Origin of the sequence: Azospirillum sp. TSH100 (assembly GCF_004923295.1) — a bacterium.
In the GTDB taxonomy this organism is placed as follows: domain Bacteria; phylum Pseudomonadota; class Alphaproteobacteria; order Azospirillales; family Azospirillaceae; genus Azospirillum.
On record NZ_CP039636.1, the window covers coordinates 819,788 to 841,347 of the forward strand.

A 21,560-nucleotide genomic window follows, 5' to 3' on the forward strand; every position below is an offset into this window, starting at 1 on the left:
TCAAAGGAATTGAGGAAACCGCAATGCGATTGTCGCTCTTGACGCCCGAATACCCACCCGGCGAAAAGCTCGGCGGTATCGCCACGCACACCCACACGATGGCCCGCGCGCTGGCACGGCTCGGCCATACCGTTCAGGTGGTTACCCCCTGGAAGGCCGGCGCCCTGCCCGCCGGCACCACCATCGAGGACGGCGTGACGGTGCAGCGCGTCGATCCCGGACCGCACGTGCATGCGGTGTTGGACCGCTTCCGGACCAACCGCCGGCTGGCCGATGCCGTTCGCGCCTTCCGTCCCGACGTTGTGCATGCGGCGGAGTTCGATGCCGACGCCTGGTGGTTGACCCGTTTCACCACCATCCCGGTGGTCACGCGGCTGGCGACACCAACAGGGCTGGTCATGGACACCAACACCCAGCCCTGGGTGCCGCATACCCATCTGCTGAACGCGCTGGAGCGGGACCAGACCCGTCGCAGCGCCGCGATCTACGCCTCCACCCGCGCCATCGCCCGCCGGGTGGCAGACTACTGGCGCATCCCGCCGGAACTGGTCCAAATCATCCCCAACAGCATCGATGTTGCCTCGGTGGCGGCAGCCCGCGGCGCCGAACCGCCGATCGGGCTGCCGAAGCGCTTCATCGCCTTCTTCGGCCGGCTGGAGGGGCGCAAGGGCATCGCCATGTTGGGCCGCGCCATCCCCGGCGTCCTGGCCGCCAACCCCGATCTGCATCTGATGATGATCGGTGGCGAGGACCCGGCGAGCGCCGCCATCATCGACCAGTTTCGCCGTAACGTGGCTCCGGTCGCCGACCGCGTCCATTTCACCGGCGCCCTGCCGCGCAACGACGCGCTGGCCGTGGTGGCGCGAGCGGAACTGGCGGTCGTCCCCTCCCTGTGGGAGAGCTTCGGCTTCGTGGTGGTGGAGGCTATGGCGCTCGGCGTGCCGGTGGTCGCCAGCGATTGCGGCGGCTTCCCGGAGATCATCGAGCATGGCCGCACCGGATGGCTGGTTCCACCGGGACAGGCCGAACCGCTGCGCGACATGCTGATCGCCCGGCTGGCCGCCCCCGAGGGACTGAAGGCCGTCGCCGCCGCCGGTCTGGAACATGTGAAGAGCTTCGATGTCGACACTGTCGCCGCCCAGGTCGCCGCCCTGCTGGAGACCGCCAGGACGGAACGCACGCAGGCCGCCGGCTCCGGCATCTACAACAACGGCTACCGCCGCCATTTCCGTCCCGATCACCCGACCACTCCCTTTTACCGCATCTATGACGAGAAGCGGCGCGCGGTGGCGGCGGAGCTGGAACGGCTGTCGCGGATGCGCATCCTCGATGTCGGCGGCGGCTACGGCCGCATCACCGGCCCCTTCGCCGGCCGCCATGACGTGACGCTGGTCGACATCTCGCACGAGATGCTGGCCGAGGCGAAGGAACGCTTCCCCGCCCTGACCGTCCAGCAGGCCGACGCCCGCAAGCTGCCCTTCGCCGACGACAGCTTCGACCTCGTTATCGCCATGGACTTGCTCTGCCACCTGCCGGACCTGGAGGCCGGCGTGCGCGAGCTGCAACGGGTGGTCAAGCCCGGCGGACGGATCGTCTGCGACACCACCAACGCGAATCCGCTGTGGGTGATCGCCTATCCCCGCTATTACCGCTGGCGGCCCGACCGGCTGCTGGCGACCATGCGCTGCCACGGCGTGCTGCCGGAGTGGAAGGCGCTTGTCCGCCACCATTGGGCGCCGGAAATGCGCAAGGCCATCGCCGCGACCGGCCTGACGTTGCAGAAGACCGATCATTTCGGCCCGCCCGGGGTGGCGAAATGGCACCTGTGGTGGTGCCGACGCGGTGGCAACGGTACGGAGGGGCAAGCATCGTGACCCAACCGCCCTCCAAGCCGCCTCTTCTCCTCTTCCTTGCCCATGGCGGCGACCCGCACCGTGTCGCCATGGCACCGGTTTTGGCCGCCGCGGCGGAACGCGCTGGCTGGGTCTTCGACCTGTATTATGACGGGCGCCGCAGCGGCCGCCATTTCGGCGGCTGGGAGGACGGCAATCGCACCGAGGCGACCGGCACCGGCAGCCTGATGGCCGGCGGCCGGCATCTGGACCATGCGCTGTGGCTGACCACCTGCCACCGGGTCGTGGCGCTGGGCGACCCGGCCTCCCCGCTTTGGCCGGTGGTTGAAGCGGGGGGCGACTGCGCCCTGCGCAGCCGCGATCCCGCCGCCCTCTATGAGGCCGCCTTCAATCTGTTGGGCCAGCCGATCCCGGAGGAGGTCGCGGTGCTGGACATGGCGCCGCAGACCCCGCTCGGCATCGTCGCCGCACCCTTCCTCTACCCGCAACTGATGGCGGAGCCCTGCCTCGGCATCGACATCAGCGCCGATGCCGGGCTGCGGGAGCGGCTGGAAGACCTAGGCGCCCGGCGTTTCACCGGTCATTGCGTCGACCCGGTGCGCGCCCGCGACTTTCCCGGCGGCCTCGACGCCGCCGAAGGCAAGGTGGCGGGGGAAAGCTATGCCAGCTTCAGCGCCGCGCTGGCACGCCGGCACGCCGGCTGGGGCCGTGGCACCCTGCTGGGCGATCCCGACCTGATCGCGGCGCAGTTGCCGCTGGCGGCGACCAAGCGTTTGCTGCCGCTCTACGGCCGGCCGCAGACTGACGTGATCGAGCGTGCCGCCGACCTGATCCAGGCCGGTGCCGATCCGGTCTATGGCCGGCAGTTCGACGACCATGACTTTTTCGCACTGGGCCGGCTGGGCCGCGGTTTGCAGATCGTCGATCCCGACCCGCCCTTCGCCAGCGCCGCTGCGGTACCGTTGCATCTCCCGGATCCGCCGCGTTCCTTCACCGATTATGAGCCGGACGACGCCACTTTGCTCCGCTGGGCGTCGGAAGGACGGGTGCTGACCACGCTGGTGCTGTGGTCGGGCATGATCCGCGAGCTGCACTGCATTCCCCGCATCCTCGATCTGGTGGCGGCGACCGGGCTGCGTTGCGGTCTGGTGGTCACCGTCGACAGCCTGACCCAGTCCAGCCCCGCCGACCTCGCCCTGCTGTCGATCCCGGAGGACCGCGGCGGCGTGCTGGGCCGGGTGGAGCTTCTGCTGGGAAGCACCGGGCGCGGCGTCTGCGCCGAGGGGGAGATGCCGGATGGCGAACTCGCCCGCCTGCTGGCCGACGCCCGGGCGGAGGTCGCCACCCTGTTGCCGCCGGGACTGATGCCCCGCGGCTGGTGGCCGCTGGTCGACTCCCCTCTGGTGCCCGGCCACACCCCGCGCCTGCATTGGGAGGAGGGACGCCCGGTCCTGCGCATCGCCCCCCGGCCGCGCCCGTCCGAGACCCCTGCGGCCAGCGTCGAGACAGCATCGCAGGCGGGCGGGCCGGCGATTGACGCCCGGCGCATGATCGGCAATGCGCTGCGCCGCTACCGGCTTGATCGCTTCTACGAGGCGTGGCGGCCCTATGACAGCTCCCGGCCCGGCCCTTTGCGGCCGGAGATCGCCGCCGCCGTCCGTTCCGCCGGGTTCGACTATATGTGGACCAAGGCCGGCTTCGGCGATGCCGAGCCGGCGGTGACCGACGGTGGCTTTGTAGCCCTGCCTTTCACGGCCGGGGATTGGGATGGCTGGTCGCCCTTCTACACCATCCGCAACACCGCCCAGGTCCGGACGGCCGAACGCCGCCTGACGCGCAGCGGCCAGCCGGGATGGCTGGCGTCCAACATCGATTCCATCCTGTGGATGCTGCCGGGCGAGGTTCTGGAAAAGGGACGCGCTCTGTTCCAGGTCGCCCAGCTTGTCGCCAATGGCGGCGGGACCGGGACACTGATCAACGTCACTCCCAACACCGTCGCCCGCTACGCCCGCATCCTGGCGGAGGTGAAGGCCGGACAGGGCGTTTCAGCGTCTCAAGGGGCGCTCCCCCACCTGCCACCCGAAGCTCCCGCCGGCACCCGCCAGCCTCGCCGCGATCCGGCAGAGGTCGCCTGATCCACCGCAGCCGTCTTGCACCACCGCGCACAGGTCGCCCGAGAGGAAGGAGTTCAAGCCCATGGACGCACCGGAACACCGATTGCCGTCAGGCACGGCCGGGTTCGCCGCCGGCTTCGTCGCACCGCCGGTCGGAACGGGCGCCGACAAGATTGATGTCGGTCGGCTGGCCCAGATGCTGTGGCGGCAGAAATGGCTGATCCTCGGGCTGACCGCGGTGCTGTGGCTGCCGGCGTTGCTGCTGGTCAACGTCATGACCCCGCTGTACAATTCTTCCGCCGTCGTGGTGATTGACCCACATCCGAACCGCGTCATCAACATCCCCTCCGTCTCCGAGCCGATGGGGATCTATCTCGACACCGTCAATACGGAGGTCGAAATCCTCCGCTCCCGCGATCTCGCCCGCCGCGTGGTGGAGACGCTGAACCTGGGGCAGGAACCGGAATATGCCGCGACCGCCGACAAGCCGGGCCTGTTCGCCCCGCTGATGGAGGACGGCCGCGCCCTGCTGACCGACGTGGCGGCGATGCTGCCTGAGCAGTTGGCCACCCTCGTGACTCCGCCGCCGCGTCCGGCCCCGTCGACCGGCAACGCACAGGAGCGGGAGAGCGCCCGCCTTACCGACGCCTTTCAGAAGAACCTGCGCATCAGCCCCGGCGTGCAGTCGCGCGCCATCCGCATCACGGTGGAAGCCAAGGATCCGCAGCTGGCCGCCCGTGCCGCCAACGCCGTCGCCGACGCCTACATCGCCATCCAGGTGGAGGCGAAGCGCAACGCCACCCAGAATGCCAGCGAATGGCTGCAAAGCCGGCTGGACGAGCTGCGCCAGGACATGACCACCACCGGACGCGCGGCAGTCGAGGCGATGCGCTCGGAAACCGGCATGGTGAAGGGGCGTGACGCTCCGCTGGTCAACGAGGAAATGTCGGCCCTGAACGCCCAGCTGGCGGAGGCGCGCAGCGCCCAGGCCAACGCCCAGGCCCGGCTGCGGCAATTGCAGTCGGTGCGGCCCGGCAATCCGGAATCGTTGACCGGCGCCGACATCGGCGGCGACCCGCTGATCACGACCCTGCGCCAGCGTCAGGCGGCGCTGAACGCCCAGCTTGCCGAACTTCGGGCCCAGTATGGCGACCGCCACCCGGCGCTGAACCGGCCGACCGCCGAACTGCGCGAGCTGAGCGCCACCCTCGCCACCGAGATCGACCGCGTGGTCCGCAGCCTGCGCGGCGAGGTGGAACAGCAGGTCGCCAAGATCCAGGACCTGTCCCGCCGGCTAGAGGCTCTGCGCGCCGAATCCTTCGACACGCTCCAGGCCGACGTACGGCTGCGCGACCTACAGCGGCAGGCCGATGCGTCCGACGACAACTATCGCCGTGCCGTCACCCGCCTGAAGGAAACCCAGGTGCTGCAAGCGCTGGAGATGACACCGGACGTGCGCATCGTCTCGGCCGCCGCCGTGCCTGGCGGGCCGGTCGGGCCGGGCAAGACGGTGCTGGCGGGACTGGCCGCCATTGTCTGCGGCGCCATCGCCACCGGCATCGCCCTGGTGCGCACCATGCAGCAGCGCGGGGTCTACAGCTCTCATCAGGTGGAGGCCGTGCTGGGCCTGCCCGCCGTCGGCATAGTGCCGCTGCTGGGCCGGACCAAACGATCCGCCAGTGCCGAAGCCGGTCGCGATCCCTATGCCGACACCGGCGGCGGCGACTTCGCCGAGGCCGTCTGGCGGCTCTGCGCCCGGCTGCATCTGGTCCGCACCGGGGCCGAGCCGGCCAGCATCAAGGGCGGCGAGGTGGTGATGCTGACCTCCTCGGTGGCGGGGGAAGGCAAGACCACGCTGGCGGTCGCCCTGTCCGCCTTCCTGGCCGACATTGGCCGGCGCGTCGTCATCGTCGATTGCGACACCCGCCGCCCCGCCGTTCACCGGCTTCTCGGCGGCGTCCGCCCGCCCAAGGGGTTGACCGACCTGCTGGAAGGCGACGCGACGCTGGATCAGGTGGTGCATATCGACGACCGCCGTCGGGTCGCGGTGATCGCTGCCGGCCGGCCGGTCGACCGGCCGCAGATCCTGCTGGGCTCGAAGGCCATGCTGTCGCTGCTGGTCGAGCTTGCCGAACGCTATGACGTCGTGGTGCTCGACACGCCGCCGGTGCTGTCGGTGTCGGATGCGCTGATCCTGGCGCCGCTGGCCGACCGGGTCCTCTACGTCGTGCGCTGGGCGCGCACCGCCTCCAGCCTCGCCGGCGCCGGCATCAAGCAGGTGCGGCAGGTCGGCGGGCGGATCGGCGGGGCGGTGCTGTCGATGGTGAATGCCCGCGAGCACGCGAACCTCGAATATGGCGCCCGTCCGCCCAGCGGCCGCTCCTACCGCCTGCGCCGCATCGCGTAAGTGTGAATCCTCGGCTCACGTGAGCGCCGGTCCCTTTCGGGAGAACCCACCATGAAAGTCGCGATCGTCCATTACTGGCTCGTCGGGATGCGCGGGGGCGAGAAGGTCATCGAAGCCCTGTGCGAGCTGTATCCGGAGGCGGACATCTTCACCCATGTCTATCGGCCGGAGCGCATGTCGCCGATCATCCGCAGCCACCGGGTCACCACGACCTTCATCGACCGGCTGCCGATGGCCCACCGGATGTACCAGAAATACCTGCCGCTGATGCCGCTGGCGCTGGAACAGCTGGACCTCAGCGCCTACGACCTCGTCATCAGCAGCGAGTCCGGCCCGGCAAAGGGCGTGCTGACGCGGCCCGACGCACTGCATGTCTGCTACTGCCACACGCCGATGCGCTATGTGTGGAGCGGTTATCACGATTACCTGCATTCGGCCGGGCCGATGGTGCGCCCGCTGATGCCCTATGCCATCCACCGGCTGCGCCAATGGGATCTGGCGACGGCGGCGCGGGTCGACCGCTTCATCGCCAATTCGCACACGGTGGCCCAGCGCATCTGGCGGGTCTATCGCCGCGACGCCACCGTCATCCACCCGCCGGTGGAAACCCAGCGCTTCGCCACCGTCACCGCCACCGACGGCGGCGACCGGAGCGACCATTACCTGTTCGTCAGCCAGCTGGTCCCCTACAAACGGGCCGACATCGCCATCGAGGCCTTCAACCGCATGGGGCGCAAGCTGGTCGTGGTCGGCGAAGGGGAGGAGTTCAAGCGGCTGAAGCAGATGGCCGGACCGACCGTGGAACTGGTCGGCCACTGCTCCCCGGCCGAACTCGATCGCCACTATGCCGCCTGCCGGGCGCTGATCTTCACTGCCAACGAGGATTTCGGCATCGTCCCGGTGGAGGCGATGGCCGCCGGCCGGCCGGTGATCGCGCTGAACCGCGGCGGGGCAACCGAAACGGTGCGCGACGGCCTCTCCGGCCTGTTCTTCGACCAACAGACGCCCGAGGGGCTGATCGAGGCGGTTCAGCGGTTCGAGGCGCAGGAGCATCGCTTCAACCCCGTCGCCATCCGCGCCCATGCCGCCCGCTTCGACCGCGACGTGTTCAAGATGCGCCTGCGCGAGACCATCGACAGCTGGGTTAACGGCGAGGAAGCCTTCCTGGCGCCGGAACGGTTCGATTCAGCCAGCAGCCGCGGGCGGGAGCTGGCCACGGCATGAGCGACAGCATGACTCCGTCAACCCGGAGCCAGCCGACCGCGGCCCGCCCGGTGTCGCTGGTCCCGGTCGATCCCGACACCATCGAACGGCTGGGCGTCACCGTCATCGTCCCGACCTATCGCCGGCCGGACCAGCTCGCCAGCTGCCTGGATGGGCTGGTCCGTCAGACGCTGGCGCCGGTCCAGGTCGTCGTCACCGTGCGCGACACCGACCCCGGATCAGCAGAGGTCGCCCGGCGCTATGCATCCGCCCTGCCGGTTCAGGTCGTCGGCATCGATGTGCCGGGGCAAGTCGCCGCCATCAACCGCGGAATGGACCATGCCCGCGGCGACATCGTCGCCATCACCGACGACGATGCCGTTCCCCATCCCGACTGGGTGGAGCGGATCGAAACCTGGTATCGCACCGATCCCCGCATCGGCGGCGTGGGCGGCCGCGACCATGTCTATCACGGTGACGTGCCGGAATCCGGCGAGGCGGAGGTGGTCGGCAGGCTGCAATGGTTCGGCCGGGTGATCGGCAACCACCATCTTGGCGTCGGCCCGGCCCAGGACGTGGATGTGCTGAAAGGCGCCAACTGGAGCTTCCGCCGCGCGGCCATCGCCGGCCAGCGGCTGAACACCCGCCTGCGCGGCAGCGGCGCCCAGGTCCGCAACGAGGTGGATTTCTGCCTGCGCCTGTCCCGCCGGGGTTGGCGGCTGGTCTACGACCCTCTGGTGGCGGTCGATCACTTCCCTGCCGTGCGTTTTGATATCGACCAGCGCGGCACCGATCATTTCCACCCCCTGGCCCAGGAAAACGCGACCTTCAACGACACGCTCGCCCTGATGGCTCATTTCGGCCCGGCCAACCGCGTCGTCTTCGCATTGTGGGCCACGCTGGTGGGAACCTGCGAGTTTCCCGGACTGGCGCAATGGGCACGGTTGCGGCTGCGCGGCGACCGCCATGCCGGGGCGAAGCTGCGCGCCACGCTGCGCGGCCGGTTGGCGGGAATGCGCGACTGGCGGGAGACACCGGCATGACCGTCGCCACCGCTGGCGCGGACCACACTCATCATGCCACGGCCGGCCTGCCATCCGTTGGCAAGCTGGCGGCACCGATCTTCTGGTTTCTGGTGGCGATGCCGGTGCTGGTCGGCAAGGCCGGACTTCTGGAGATCATCTTTCCGGTCGCCGCGCTGATCGTCGGCGCGCTGCTGGTGACGCGTGATCCGGCCCGCTTCGCCGCCTTCAGCTGGTGGTTGTGGTTCCTGACGCCGGAGGTCCGGCGGCTGGTCGACTATCAGGCGGGATGGAGCGTCATCAGCCCGGTCATGGTGACGCCCTTCGCCGTCGGCGCGATGACTTGGTTGGTCATCGGACAGTATCTGCCGATGCTGCGCTACCGCGCCTATTTCGGCTTCGTGCCGGTGATGCTCGGCATCTTCTACGCATATTTCAACGGCATCACCCAGGCCGGCATGGCGGCGGCGACCTTCGCGCTGCTGAACTGGCTGGTGCCGGTGACGCTGGGGCTTTACGTGGCGCTGCACTGGCCGCTCTACCCGCAGATGCGTGACGCGGTGCTCCGCGCCTTCGTGCTGGGGATGGCCCTGGTCGGTGGCTATGGCCTGATCCAGTATTTCGTCATGCCTGCCTGGGATGCGCGCTGGCTGATCAATGTCGGCATGACCAACCAGGGCATGCCGCTGCCGATGCAGGTGCGGGTGTTCAGCACGCTGAATTCCTCCGGCCCGCTGGCCTTCCTGCTGGTGACCGGGCTGGCGGTGCTGCCGGCGGCGCGCGGCATTCTCGTTCCCATCGCCGGCGCCCTGGCGTTGGGATCCCTGATGCTCAGCCTTGTGCGGGCGGCGTGGCTGGCCGGGCTGTTCTCCTTCGCGTGGCTGCTGCTGACCATGCCGGGCCGGCACCGGCTGCGGCTGGTCGCGGTCGGTGTCGGGCTGGTGCTGTGCTCCCTGCCGCTCCTCAGCGTGCCGATGGTCAGTCAGGCGATCGTCTCCCGCTTCGACACGCTGAATTCGATGGAGAACGACCGCAGCTATCAGGAGCGGCAGGAGTTCTACGGCCGCTTCCTGATCCAGGCGCTGACCGAAGTGCGCGGCGCCGGGCTCGGCACCATAGACACCGCGACCAAGCTGACCAACGAGGACGGGCAGCTGGGCGCCATGGCCTTTTTCGACAGCGGCATCCTGCGCGTGCCCTACGAACTCGGCTGGCCCGGCACGCTGGGCTATGTCGCCGGCATCATCGCGCTGACCGTCGGCATGTTGCGCCGGGGCGGGGCGCCGCCCTACCCGTTCGCCCGCTGTGCCGAAACGGCGGCGTTGACCATCCTGGGCTGCATGGTCTTCGAACACACGCTGGTGAAGGTGACGGGCGTCGGCTTCTGGTTCTTCCTGGGCATGGCGATGGCGGCGAAGAACCACGGCTTGGCCAGTCGGCAGACCACCATTCAACCGGCAGGCCCCGCCCACCGGTTCAAAGAGGACAAGCCATGGATGGAAGCCTGATCCTGCCCGGCTCGCTGCCAAGGGAATTGCGGGAGACCAGCGTTCTTCAGCTTGGGCTGGGCTGGTTCCCGGAAACCCATGGCGGGGCGGAGAACATGTTCTACCACCTCGCCCGTCATCTGCCTCAACAGGGCATCGCCTTTTCGGGGCTGGTGCTGGGCACCGTCTCGGAAACGCTGGACAACGGGGCCCGCATCGACAGCTTCGCATCGCCGACCGCCTCGCTGCCACGCCGGCTGGCAGGGGCACGGAGCGCCATCGCCAAGGCTTTACGCCGACAGTCACCCGACCTCGTCGCTTCGCACTTCGCTCTGAACACGGTGAGCGCCCTGCCCGCCCTGCGCAACCGGCCGCTGATCGTCCACTTTCATGGTCCCTGGGCCCTGGAAAGTGCGGCGGAAGGGGCTAGTCCGCTGGCGGTGCGGTTGAAATTCATGGTGGAGCGGCTGGTTTATCACCGTGCTACCCGCTTCGTCGTGCTGTCGCGATCCTTCGCCACCATCCTGGCCGAGCGTTACGGCGTGCCGCCGGAGCGTATCCATCGGGTGCCGGGCGGTGTCGACGCCGACCGCTACGACCTGCCCGACAGCCGGCAGCAGGCGCGTGCCCGTCTCGGCTGGCCGCAGGGGCGGCCCACGGTTCTGACGGTGCGCCGGCTGGTGAAGCGCATGGGACTGACCGCGCTGGTCGATGCGATGGTGGACCTGCGCCGCCGGACACCCGACGTCCTGCTGGTCGTCGCCGGCCGTGGACCGGAAGCGGCAGCCCTGCAGGACCGCATCGATGCGCTGGGGCTGGACGAGCATGTCCGGCTGCTTGGCTTTGTTCCCGACGCCCATCTGCCGTTGGCCTACCGCGGCGCCGACCTGTGCGTGATGCCATCGCAGACACTGGAGGGATTCGGCCTGACCGCGTTGGAATCGCTGGCTGCCGGCACGCCGGTGATGGTCACCCCGGTCGGCGGTCTGCCGGAGGTCGTGGAGGGCTTGGACGGCGACCTCGTGCTGGCCGGAACCGAGGCAGAGGCGATCGGCATCGGCCTTGCCGAGGCGTTGACGGGCGTCCGTCGCCTGCCCACCGCCGACGTCTGCCGGGCGCTGGTCCGCAGCCGCTTCGACTGGCCGGTGATCGCCGCCCGCACCGCCGCCATTTACCGGGGCGCCCTGCAATGAGCATCCCCCGATGAGCACGATCGTCATCCTGTGCGACCATGCCCACCCCAGCGGCGGGCTGGCGAAAGTCGCCATCACCGGGGCGGCCGGGCTGGCACGCCGCGGCCACCGGGTCCATGTCTTCACCGCCGTTCCGCCCATCGACCCGGCCCTGCTGACCGACGGCATCACCGTCCATTGCCTGGAGCAGCCCGACCTGAAGGGCAACGCCGACCGCGTCCAGGCTGCCGTGCGCGGCATCTGGAACCGCGAGGCTGCCCGCGCGCTGGAAAGTCTGCTCGGCAGCTGTCCGGCCAACGACACCGTGGTCCATATCCATGGCTGGGCCAAGGCGCTGTCACCCAGCGTCTTCCCCGTCTGCCGCAAGTCGGGCCTGCCGGTGTTGATGACCCTGCACGATTATTTCCCGCTCTGTCCCAACGGCGCCTTCTTCATCTTTCCCGAAGGCGCCAACTGCCCGCACCGGGCGCTGTCCGCCGGCTGCCTCGCCACCGATTGCGATGCCCGCGCCCGGCACCATAAATGGTGGCGGGCGGCCCGCCATGCGGCGGCAGCCCTGTCCGGCGGCCTGACCGCAGGCATGGTGCTGGTGACGCTCAGCGACCGGCAGCGCGCGGTGATCGCCCCTCATCTGGCGCCCGGCACCGTAACGGTGCCGATCCCAAACCCGGTGGAAGTGGAAGACCGCGGCCCCGCTCCGGTCGCCGGCAACCGGCCGGTCCTGTTCGTCGGCCGCCTGTCCCGCGAGAAGGGCGCTGCCCTTTTGGCCGACGCAACGGCACAGGCCGGCTGCCCGGTACGCTTCATCGGCGACGGGGAGGAAGCCGATGTAGTCCGCCACCTGAACCCGGACGCGCAGCTTGCCGGCTGGCTTCCACCCGATGCGGTCCTCGAGGAAGTCCGGAGGGCGCGGGCATTGGTGGTGCCGTCACTGTGGTACGAAACCTTTGGTCTGGCCGCCTACGAAGCGCTGGCGACTGGCGTCCCCGTGGTCGTCAGCGACAATTGCGCGGCGGCAGAGACGGTGGAGACTGGCGAGAATGGCTTTCTGTTCCGCAGCGGCGATGCCGCCGACCTGACCCGCTGCCTCAAACTGCTCTCCAACGATGCGGAGGTGGAGCGCATGGGACGCAGCGCCTACGATCGCTATTGGCAAGCCCCCTTCACCCTGGACCGCCACCTCGACCGGGTGGAAGAGGTCTATCGCACTGCCCTCAGCAGCGGGCTAAGCCAACCGGCGCAGGTGCGCGCGCCATGAGCGGGGCCGCCGGCGGCAGCCTTGGCAGGCGCGCGCTGCTGGCGGTGGCCTTCGCCCTGCCGGCCGCCGCACAAGCCGCTCAGGACAAGTCCCTGCGTCCTCCTCCCGATCCGCCGCCCAGAGCCGGCCCGGCCCTGTCGATCCGCGACCGCGGCGCCATCGGCGACGGGCGCAGCCATCCCCTGTCGGAACGCTACAAAAGCCTGGAGGCGGCGCGGCGAATCCATCCCCACGTCCGGTCGCTGGACCAGGAATGCGACTGGGCGGCTCTGCAAGGCGCTGTGCTGGAGCTTTCACGTGGGGGCCGGGGCGGGACGGTGCTGGTCCCCCCCGGCCAGTACCGGCTGGATGGCGAAGTCGTCCTGCCCAACCTCGACCGCTATGACGACGCCTTCAACGAGGTGGAGATCGTCGGCGCCGGCATGCGGGCCTCGCTGTTGTCCTGGCCGGAAGATCTCGGCCCAGGCCGCTTCGCCATCCGCGCCGGCAGCCGGCAGGGTGCCCCTGACGACGACAGGGGCTATCAACGCAGCCGCATAGCGCATCTCAGCCTGCGTGGGCCGAAGCCCGGCAACCGGCCCGGCGATGCGCCGCCTGGGATGAGCGGGATCGCCATGACCTCCCGCTTCCTGCTGGAGCGCATCGGGGTGTTCGGCTTCCGGGCCGGAGTGGATGTCTGGCGCGACCATTCCTCGCTGATCTCCTGCCAGTTGACCAAGAACCACATCGGCGCCTACTGGTCGGCGGGGACGGACAGTTTCGGCGATCACCTGTTCCTCGACACCGATCTCGCCGGCAACACGCTGGCCTCGATCGCCGTGGCGCCGGAGAACGGCATCGACCATTCCAGCTTCCTCTCCTGCCATTTCGGTTTCTCCCCCTACGCCATCCTGGCGGAGGACGGGGCGCCGAGGCGGACCTTCCTGTCCAACAACAAGTTCCTGGACTGCGCCTTCGAGGCCTGTGGCAACGGCTGGATCCAGGGGCCGATGGCGGAGATGTACGGCAATGTGCTGATCGGCTGCAGCGGCTCGCTGCTGCCGGCCTATCGCCTGCCCAAGCGGCCTGTCGCCGGCCTGATCGTGGTGCGGTCGCTGGAGCGTAATCACTTCACCGGCGGCAGCGCCAGTTTCGGCGACGGCACCAACGACCGCGCCGCCGACATCGAGATCGCGGCCATGGTCGCATCGTCCGCCATCGGCAACCGGTTCGAGGATGCCGAGCGGCTGATCCGCCTTGGCCGCGACGGCTTGGCCCCCGCACTCAGCGTCTCCGGTGCCTGCCGCGCCAACCGGTTCGAGGCGGTGGACTGCGCCGGCGAGTTCCGCAGGGTGGGCTCCGGCGGCGTCGATGTCGGCAATCTGGTACAGCGCGACTACGACCGGGTGCGCCGGCTGGAGCCGGATCATCCGGCCGACGGGGTTGCGCTGACCTCCGCCCCCGCTGGCGGCATCGTGCCCGTCGCCACCAGCGGCACCGCACCGGTCGGCAAGACCCGCGCCGCAATCCGCATGGGCAGCCTCCTGCGCCCCGCCAGCGGTGTTTCCCAGCGGGTCGATTCCACCGCCGGGCCGACGACACCGGTCGGTGTCGCCGTGACGGACGCTCCGGCGGGAAGCGACAGCGTCCTGATGGACTTGCGGCTGACGTCGCGCTGACGGCTGGTCAGGGAAACGATCCGACCAACTGCCGCCGCTCCTCGACCACATGTCCCGAAGGCCCCAGCTCCTCCAGTAAGTCGGCATAGCGCCCAGCTGTCACCGACCAATCCTGGCCTTCGGCAATGCGGCGGCCGGCGTCGCCCATGCGCCGGCGAAGGGCCGGGTCGGCGGCAAGGCTGCGCATGGCGCGCACCAGGTCGGCATGGGCGTCCGGGTGGTCCAGCAGAATGGCCGCCCCCTCCTCCAGCAGCCGGCCGGCACCCGCCAGCCGCGTGGTGATGACCGGCAGGCCGCTCGCCGCCGCTTCCAGCAGGACGAGGCCGAAAGGCTCGTAGCGGGTCGGGAAGACGAACAGGTCGGCCGCCCGCATCAACGCGGCCACGTCGCGCCGGTGGCCGAGGAAGCGGACCCGCTCCTCCACCCCCAGCGCCTGCGCCATCGCCGGAAATGGTCCGCCGCGCTCGTCGCCTACCACCGCCAGCACGAGATCGGGAACGTCAGACAGGGCGCGCAACACCCCATCGAGATTCTTACGGTCGCTGCGGGCATCGCCGACGAACAGCGCCACCGGCCGGCCGGGTGACAGGCCGAACAGCAACGGGTCCGGGGCGCCGGGACGGAACTCCCCGACATCAACGCCATTGTCGATCACGCTCAGCCGCGCCGGTTTGATGCCATCCCGGGAAAGCTCGTCGGCAACGGTGCGCGACACCGCCACCAGCCGGCCGGCGCGGCGAAAGCTCCAGCGCTCGAACCCGACATTCAGCAGCGTGTAGAGCGCCCTGTAGAGCGACAGCGGCGAGATGCCCTTGCGGATCGGGTGGGTGGGAGACCGCATCCAGGCGGAATGGACGAAATGCACTGCATTCACGTCCGACCGCGCCCAGCTGACAAAGCCGTTCACCAGCACGCGGTCGATCCCCGCCCGTTTTTCCTGCTCCAGAGTCCGGCTGGCCCGCCATGCGAACAACTGGTCCTTCGCCAGTTGTATCGGTACACCTCCCCCGTCGATCCGAACCCAGCGCAGCCGCGGATGGCGCGCCAGTTCGTCCGCCAGTTCGGCGGCAATGGCGACGACCTCATGCCCGCGGCGCAACAGTTCGTCGACCACGACCGCGTTCACACGCCCCTGCCCGTCATGGCGGACGATCTTCTGCGTGACGACGGCGATGCGCAGGGATTGGGTGCGCATTGAACGATCTCCTGCCCTGCCTGATCCGCGGTATCCGCAACGTTTCGTGCCGAAGTGGACCACGGAGCCGGAGCCGACACCAAACAAACGAAAGATACGATCCGCACACAACAGGCTTAAGACTGCCGATGGCGGATTCAGTCTTTCAGTGTCTAAATCAATCGCGGATTCAAAATCGATTTTTTAGGAAGAGTCAAAGATGAGTCAAAGTCATGTCTTAACAATGACTCTCTCAAATACATAAACTTTCGTGCGACCACTCCCAACGAGAAGGGTAATCCCACCGATACGGGTAATCCCGTTTAGGAAGATCTTAATATCAGATTAACAGGAGTCGTGCCGATGTCGTCCACCGGGTCCAATCTCATCGATGTCACCTTTGCGATAGATGCCTGGGGACAGGCTGCGGGGGGCGTCTGGCCGCATCTGGCGCTCAAAATCGATGGCACGACCATCGGTCAGGCGGCAGTAAACAGCAGCATGCCGGGGCGTTACGCCATCTCCGCCAAGGTCGCCGCCGACAACGCCCATAATCTCCAGCTCGTCTACGACAACGACGGCATTTCCGGCGGAGAGGACCGCAATCTTTTTGTCCGTGCCGTGTCGGTAAACGGCACGTCAATCGCGGTCACCGACCCGTCGGTCACCTATGACAAGGGTGCCGTCGACGGTCATGACGTGGTGAAGGGGCAGGAGGGCCTTTACTGGGGCGGCGCGCTGAACATGCCGCTGCCGGCCTCCCTGTTTCCGGCGGCTCCTGCGACCGCCGCAGCCGAGGCGATTGTTTCAGCACCGGTGGCGACGCCTGCGGCGACCCAGTCCTTCAGCGTGGTCGTCAATGCCTGGGGCGCCAGCGCCGGCGGTGTGCCGCCGCATTTCAAGCTGCTGGTCGACGGCAAGGCGGTGGGGGACGCCAAGGTGGCCGCCAGCAGCCAGACCGCCTACAAGTTTACGGTCGACCTCGATCCCAGCATGGCGCACAAGATCCAGGTCCAGTACGACAACGACGCCGTCGTCAACGGCCAGGACCGCAGCCTCTATGTCGGCTCGGTCGTGGTGAACGGGCACAGCGTCGCCTCGACCGCCGCCGGCGTCACCTATGACCGCGGCGCGCTGGACGGCAAGGATGTCGTCGCCGGCCAGCAGGGGCTCTGGTGGAACGGCACGCTGAACATTCCCGTCACCAGGGACATGCTGGCCGGCACGACCATGACGGCCCCTACCACTCCGACAACACCGGCCGCCACGCTTCCGAAGAACGACCACAGCGCCAGCGCAGGGGTGAGCAGCGACCGGCCGCCGCTGATGTCGGACGTTTCGACCATTTCCTGGGGTGCCGACCGCGGGCTGGCGCCTCAGCACCTGTTCTGGGAGTCAGTGCCCGACTACTCCAACACCGCCCATTTGAAGGAGACGCGCGACGTCGCCGCCGGCCATCTGGCCGACGGGGTGATGCCGCTCATCGGCATGCAGCTGTGGGAAGACACCTTCGAATCCTCGCAGAACGGCGGCGAGTTCGCCAATCTGGGCGGCCACAAGGCATGGGTGTCGTGGGTGAAGGCCCATCCGCAATATCTCGGGCGCGACGGCGACGGCAATGTCCTGAATTCCGACAGCAGCAATCCGTATGGCTGGGGCTATGTCAGTCCGCTGATGCCGCTGGACGCCAAGGACGCGCCGGCCGGTTGGACCGGCGGCACCGCCCATTACGCCGACTGGATGGCGGACAAGCTGGGCCGCCTGTCCGCCCTGACCGGCACCCGCGGCTATGAGCTTGCCGACTTCTTCGACGGCAGCCCGCATTCCGGGGTGATGGACTTCTTCAATTCGCGCATGATCGCGGAATTCAGCGCCAAGACCGGCATCAAGGTGGCCGGCAGCACGCTGGCCCAGCAGGCGGCGGACATCGTCGACAACCATCCGACCCAGTGGCTGGATTATTTCGTCGACGGCTGGGCCTATGGCTGGAAGGCGCTGGACGACGCCATCGTCAAGAACACCGGGAAGGCGGCCTGGCTGACCACCCAGGTGTCCTTCACTCCGGCGGCGATGCGCGAATTCGCCGGCGTCGACGCCCGCGTGATCGCCGACAAAATGAACGAGAAGGACATCCTGTTCAACGTGCAGACCCTCGAACGCTTCGAGATGCAGCACAAGCAGGCACCGGCTTCCTACGAACAGGCAATGCTGGGCATCCATGCGGCGCGCGCGCCGGACGCCCATTTCGGCCATATGATGTCCTCGTCGGAGGATGATTACTGGGGTGCGGTGAACAGCCTCTACACCGGTGTCACCGGCACGGTGCGCGACGAGCTGGGCTGGGGCCGGCTGGAACAGACCTGGCTGCAAAGCGGCTGGACGATGATCGCCGACGACCAGGGCGGCGTCCGCCGGGCGGCGGAGCAGTGGTCGCGCAGCTATCACGATTGGGGCGAGGTGAAGCAGCCATGGCTGGATATGCTGCGCGACATCGTGCCGACCCGCCCCTTCGGCCCGGCGCTCTATTACAGCGCCAATGCCGAAAAGGCGATGAACGCGTTGGAGCCGGCCGGCAACTCCATCGGCAACGCCTATCTCGGCGAATTGCTGGAGCCGATCACCAAGCTGCACGATGCCGGCGTGCCCTTCGGCTATTACGTGAGCGATGCGGCCCTGCCGTCGATGACCAAGGCCAGCGCGCCCAGCGCCTTCATCATCCCGCAAGCGACCTATGAGGGACACAACCTGTTCAGCGACGCCGAAATCGCAGCATTGAAGGCAAAGGCCCCGGTGCTGATCGGGGACGAGGCGCTGAACTACCACCACCCGCTGACTTTCACCGACAAGGACCCCGACGCCCAGATCACCGGTTACGGCTTCTACGACCAGAAGGACCGGCTGATCGTCGTCGCCTCCGACCGGGTCGATTTCAACGACACCGCGTCGCGCAAGGCGGTGGCGACCCATGTGGATCTGCAACTCGCCAACGGCCACTACTCGGTCCAGGACTTGATGCACAACACCACGCAGGGTTTCGACGTGGTCAACGGTGTCGGCGGCTTCGACACCACCATCGCCCGCTGGGACACCGGCGTCTACGCCATCACCCACGACATGGCGGCCTAAGCCGCGGTCCAGCTTACCGGAACGAAAATGGAGCCCCCTTCAGCCGGGTCTCCATTTTCGTTTCCGTGGTCAACGAAAATTCTCCTGACAACAACTATTTAAGAGTCTATATTATCAATCGGGAAAGCACCCAAAGAAGACAGAAGACATACCAATCAATCTAGCATTAGTTGCCAATCTCTGATGTTTTTCTTCCGTTTTTGGCAATATCGTTTGGCCTCTTTTCCTGCGGACTCACAACGATCGGCCATATCCTTTGGAACCGCCACCGTCTTTACCGGGTACTCACCTCCATATTCGAGTGCTGGGATGGCTTATTACTGCCGGCCATCTGACCAGGGTTCGACCCTGACAGGGGCAATCTCCCCCCCACTGAGCCTGGAACAGTTCCAAAAGTGCAGCAGACAATGCCGTGAGTGCCGGATCATAGTTTGATCTAAATTCGATCGGGCGAGCACGAGACCAGCGATACAACGTGCATCGTCCATCGGAACTGCGGCATTTCGCGGCCAGGCGCGACGTTATCGGAGATTGCAGAGGCGACGGTCCGAACGGGGGGCCGAAGATCGACCGCCGGACGAAAGAATCCGGCAGACCTGCATTGCCATGCACCGGTACCGCCGACGTCCAAACACAGCGTCCAGGGGGGAAAAGCCTGCCTTCCGGCCGCGCAACGCCGTCCACCATTTCGTCCATACTGGGGGAGACGGACATGTCAGATCGCATACGTGTGATTGTTCACAATCAAAGCCGATTGTTGCGTGAATCCATCCTGAACATTCTGGACGATTGCTTCGAGGTCATCGACCCGCAAAGCCGGCTCGCCACCGGTCTTTCTCCCAAGACGATCTGGAACGGCCGGGCGAATGGCGGAACCGACCACTATGCCACCGGCATCTCGGCCGGCGGGGCCGTGGTCACGCTGGACGCTCCGCCCGGAAACGGTTTTGCCGACCGAACGGCCGACATCGTGCTGTTTGACCTTGCCTCGCTGAAAACCGACGCCTGGAACTTCCGCAGCTGGTACGGCGAGCAGGCCAGGTTGGCAATGATCGCCGACGAGTTTTCCGCCCATCACATGCGGATGGCGCTGCGGTTCGGCGTGCGCGGCTATCTGCTGAACCGGATGGCGCCGCCTGCCTTCGTCCTGGCCCTGCGCCTGATCCATGCCGGCGAGCCGGTGGTGCCGGAGGAGTGCTTCGACTATTTCTCCCCCACGGCGCTACGCCGGGGTGGCGAGGACGGGGCAATGCCCCACCATGAAACCGAACTGCTCGGCTATCCCGGTCTTTACCCGCGCCACGCGCGCATCCTGAAGCTGATCATGGATGGATGCAGCAACAAGGAGATCGCCCGCGAGATGACGATGACCGAGGATCTGGTCAAGCTGCATGTCCGCCACATCATGCAGACCATCAACGTCCGCAACCGCACCCAGGCCGCCCTGTGGGCTGCCCAGAGCGGCATCATTCAGGAGATGGAATATTTCCTGGAGCGAACGGCGCCCTGAAGCCTTACCCGAAAACGGACGGGCGCCGTCATGGCGGCGTACGGCGCCTGTCCCATCAATGCTGATCGTCTTTCCCGGCAATGTCCTTTGGTATCGGTTGAGTGTTTCCATACAACCGCATTCGTGCAAAGGCCAACCTTTCAGGAGCATCCCCAATTTCGATGCTCACAATAGGGTTGTAATCCATAAAGATATTGACTCATTGATATTGCCTTGATGTGATTTTCTTATTTTACGGGAGGTATTCGGCAATGAATCGCATTATTGCGTGTGTCGCCCTCGCCACTCTCCCATCATGCACATCGCTCTCCGACAAATATCCGATACTGGACGGTATTGGGCCGGTGGTTCAGTCGACCGAACTCGACGCATCGACAAATAACCAGGAAAATGTCCTTAAGAATCTCTATAAACGTGCGGGCGTAGCGAAGGAGCCGGTGGCCAATTCTCCGGAATGGGATGACGTTATTCTTGCCGGCATGGATTATGTGGATGAGCAGTGCGAAAAATATATAGATGCAATTTTTTGGTATAACCGTGCGTCCGACGCGACCGTCAAGGATCTGTCGATCCTGGGCAGCACCACGGGGACGATTCTGAGCCTGTCCGGCGGGTCGACCGTCGGCCTTGGCGTGCTGGCGGCATCCTTCGGACTGGCGACCACCACGGTCGCCAACACCAGTTCGGCGCTGCTCTATAAAATGGATCCGGCATCCGTCCGCAGCGTCGTCGAAGGCAGCCGCAACGCCTATCGCGCCGCCTTGACCCAGGATGACCGCCCTCCCAAGCTACGCCGCAAGCCGGCGGCGACCGCAACCATCCGCAATTATCTCGCGCTCTGTCTTCCTGCCGGGATCGAGAAGCAGATTACCAAGACGCTGTCGACGCAGAGCTTCGCGGAAACACCGACAAGCAGCGAAAAGAAGTCGGCCATCCCGCTGATCGGCCCTTCCGGTTCCACCATTGGCACCGGGTCGATCACTCCAGAGTTGCAGAACAGGCTGAGCATACTTGAATCTCGCCTGCGCAGCCAGGATGTCACCAAACCGCCGCCTGTCACGCCTCCCGCGCCCGCATTGGGGGAGCGCGCAATGATATCGAACGGGCAATCACGCTACAGGACATGACGAAGATCAGGACCGGTCTGTGCCTGCCGGCAGCGGACGGTTTCGACGCGCCCCTGCGGGCCGCCATCGCCGAATACCGGCTCGGGCGCGCGATGGTGCCGCCCCAGGCCGATGATCTGAAGAAGCCTCTGACCTTCTCCGAAGGCAGAGCGCTGAGCCGGCAGAAATCCTGTCTTGCTGCCGGACACCTGACTCCGTTCGAGCAGGGCCGCTTCGGCCGTCCGGGTGACGGCCGGACCCAGGAGGAGGATTTCCTGCGCGAGATCACCGGTGACCCGAACGTGACGCTGGCCAACGGCTTCCTGACGGCAAGTCATCGCGAGGCGATCCGGACGAAGCGGCTGGCACTCGGCCTGCCCCCCGGGGAAGGGATCGACTCGCAACTCTGGACCTTGGTCATGAACCCGTCCGGCACGCAGTGATACCCT

Annotated in this window: 14 protein-coding genes; 13 read left to right on the forward strand and 1 reads right to left on the reverse strand. The window is 67.1% G+C overall.

The features are described 5' to 3' along the window. The first annotated feature begins 23 nt into the window (after nt 1-23). The 9 genes from E6C72_RS21190 to E6C72_RS21230 all read left to right on the forward strand — a co-directional run bounded on the left by E6C72_RS21190 (nt 24) and on the right by E6C72_RS21230 (nt 14,195). A complete protein-coding gene (locus E6C72_RS21190) occupies nt 24-1,874 on the forward strand; it encodes a glycosyltransferase (protein WP_109084711.1) in 1,851 nt (616 codons plus the stop codon). Further along, a complete protein-coding gene (locus E6C72_RS21195; RefSeq protein WP_199228705.1) occupies nt 1,871-3,988 on the forward strand; it encodes a hypothetical protein in 2,118 nt (705 codons plus the stop codon). Before E6C72_RS21190 ends, E6C72_RS21195 begins: the two co-directional genes overlap by 4 nt. A gap of 61 nt (nt 3,989-4,049) precedes the next feature. Continuing rightward, nucleotides 4,050-6,374, forward strand: a complete 2,325-nt coding sequence (locus E6C72_RS21200) for a Wzz/FepE/Etk N-terminal domain-containing protein (protein ID WP_109084710.1) — start codon at nt 4,050-4,052, stop codon at nt 6,372-6,374. A 51-nt stretch (nt 6,375-6,425) separates the two neighbouring features. Then, nucleotides 6,426-7,598 carry a glycosyltransferase gene (locus E6C72_RS21205; RefSeq protein WP_109084709.1) on the forward strand — a complete coding sequence of 391 codons (1,173 nt, stop codon included), beginning with the start codon at nt 6,426-6,428 and terminating at the stop codon, nt 7,596-7,598. Further along, on the forward strand, nt 7,595-8,620 hold the full coding sequence (locus E6C72_RS21210; RefSeq protein WP_109084708.1) for a glycosyltransferase family 2 protein: 1,026 nt from the start codon (nt 7,595-7,597) through the stop codon (nt 8,618-8,620). Before E6C72_RS21205 ends, E6C72_RS21210 begins: the two co-directional genes overlap by 4 nt. After that, the gene (locus E6C72_RS21215) at nt 8,617-10,107 is read left to right on the forward strand and encodes an O-antigen ligase (protein WP_247875536.1); all 1,491 of its coding nucleotides are present in this window, start codon (nt 8,617-8,619) and stop codon (nt 10,105-10,107) included. Before E6C72_RS21210 ends, E6C72_RS21215 begins: the two co-directional genes overlap by 4 nt. Then, complete coding sequence (locus tag E6C72_RS21220) at nt 10,092-11,279, forward strand: glycosyltransferase family 4 protein (protein WP_169055255.1); 1,188 nt, start codon at nt 10,092-10,094, stop codon at nt 11,277-11,279. Before E6C72_RS21215 ends, E6C72_RS21220 begins: the two co-directional genes overlap by 16 nt. Before the next feature lie 10 nt (nt 11,280-11,289). Then, nucleotides 11,290-12,537: a glycosyltransferase family 4 protein gene (locus E6C72_RS21225; RefSeq protein WP_109084707.1), complete on the forward strand. Its 1,248-nt coding sequence runs from the start codon at nt 11,290-11,292 to the stop codon at nt 12,535-12,537. After that, nucleotides 12,534-14,195 (forward strand): DUF2190 family protein, encoded by a 1,662-nt coding sequence (locus E6C72_RS21230; RefSeq protein ID WP_109084706.1) that lies wholly within the window; start codon nt 12,534-12,536, stop codon nt 14,193-14,195. The genes E6C72_RS21225 and E6C72_RS21230 overlap by 4 nt, the downstream gene beginning before the upstream one ends. A 7-nt stretch (nt 14,196-14,202) precedes the next feature. Here the strand turns inward: E6C72_RS21230 and E6C72_RS21235 are convergent, their stop codons facing one another. Further along, entirely contained in the window at nt 14,203-15,390 is a 1,188-nt protein-coding gene (locus E6C72_RS21235; protein ID WP_109084705.1) for a glycosyltransferase family 4 protein, read from the reverse strand. Nucleotides 15,391-15,732: 342 nt separating this feature from the next. Between E6C72_RS21235 and E6C72_RS21240 the strand changes: the two genes are divergently transcribed. The 4 genes from E6C72_RS21240 to E6C72_RS21255 all read left to right on the forward strand — a co-directional run bounded on the left by E6C72_RS21240 (nt 15,733) and on the right by E6C72_RS21255 (nt 21,554). Then, complete coding sequence (locus tag E6C72_RS21240; RefSeq protein WP_247875535.1) at nt 15,733-18,495, forward strand: carbohydrate-binding domain-containing protein; 2,763 nt, start codon at nt 15,733-15,735, stop codon at nt 18,493-18,495. A gap of 757 nt (nt 18,496-19,252) precedes the next feature. After that, nucleotides 19,253-20,005 carry a response regulator transcription factor gene (locus E6C72_RS21245; RefSeq protein WP_247875534.1) on the forward strand — a complete coding sequence of 251 codons (753 nt, stop codon included), beginning with the start codon at nt 19,253-19,255 and terminating at the stop codon, nt 20,003-20,005. Nucleotides 20,006-20,256: 251 nt separating this feature from the next. Beyond that, entirely contained in the window at nt 20,257-21,132 is an 876-nt protein-coding gene (locus tag E6C72_RS21250; protein WP_136700822.1) for a hypothetical protein, read from the forward strand. Continuing rightward, nucleotides 21,129-21,554 carry a hypothetical protein gene (locus E6C72_RS21255; protein ID WP_136700823.1) on the forward strand — a complete coding sequence of 142 codons (426 nt, stop codon included), beginning with the start codon at nt 21,129-21,131 and terminating at the stop codon, nt 21,552-21,554. Before E6C72_RS21250 ends, E6C72_RS21255 begins: the two co-directional genes overlap by 4 nt. Nucleotides 21,555-21,560: the final 6 nt, after the last annotated feature.

Excerpts from the sequence above, each read along its gene's own strand:
- E6C72_RS21190 (WP_109084711.1), top strand. The coding sequence starts at position 24 with ATGCGATTGTCGCTCTTGACGCCCGAATACCCACCCGGCGAAAAGCTC.
- E6C72_RS21200 (WP_109084710.1), top strand. The coding sequence starts at position 4,050 with ATGGACGCACCGGAACACCGATTGCCGTCAGGCACGGCCGGGTTCGCC.
- E6C72_RS21205 (WP_109084709.1), top strand. The coding sequence starts at position 6,426 with ATGAAAGTCGCGATCGTCCATTACTGGCTCGTCGGGATGCGCGGGGGC.
- E6C72_RS21210 (WP_109084708.1), top strand. The coding sequence starts at position 7,595 with ATGAGCGACAGCATGACTCCGTCAACCCGGAGCCAGCCGACCGCGGCC.
- E6C72_RS21215 (WP_247875536.1), top strand. The coding sequence starts at position 8,617 with ATGACCGTCGCCACCGCTGGCGCGGACCACACTCATCATGCCACGGCC.
- E6C72_RS21220 (WP_169055255.1), top strand. The coding sequence starts at position 10,092 with ATGGATGGAAGCCTGATCCTGCCCGGCTCGCTGCCAAGGGAATTGCGG.
- E6C72_RS21225 (WP_109084707.1), top strand. The coding sequence starts at position 11,290 with ATGAGCACGATCGTCATCCTGTGCGACCATGCCCACCCCAGCGGCGGG.
- E6C72_RS21230 (WP_109084706.1), top strand. The coding sequence starts at position 12,534 with ATGAGCGGGGCCGCCGGCGGCAGCCTTGGCAGGCGCGCGCTGCTGGCG.
- E6C72_RS21235 (WP_109084705.1), bottom strand. The coding sequence starts at position 15,390 with ATGCGCACCCAATCCCTGCGCATCGCCGTCGTCACGCAGAAGATCGTC.
- E6C72_RS21240 (WP_247875535.1), top strand. The coding sequence starts at position 15,733 with ATGTCGTCCACCGGGTCCAATCTCATCGATGTCACCTTTGCGATAGAT.
- E6C72_RS21250 (WP_136700822.1), top strand. The coding sequence starts at position 20,257 with ATGAATCGCATTATTGCGTGTGTCGCCCTCGCCACTCTCCCATCATGC.
- E6C72_RS21255 (WP_136700823.1), top strand. The coding sequence starts at position 21,129 with ATGACGAAGATCAGGACCGGTCTGTGCCTGCCGGCAGCGGACGGTTTC.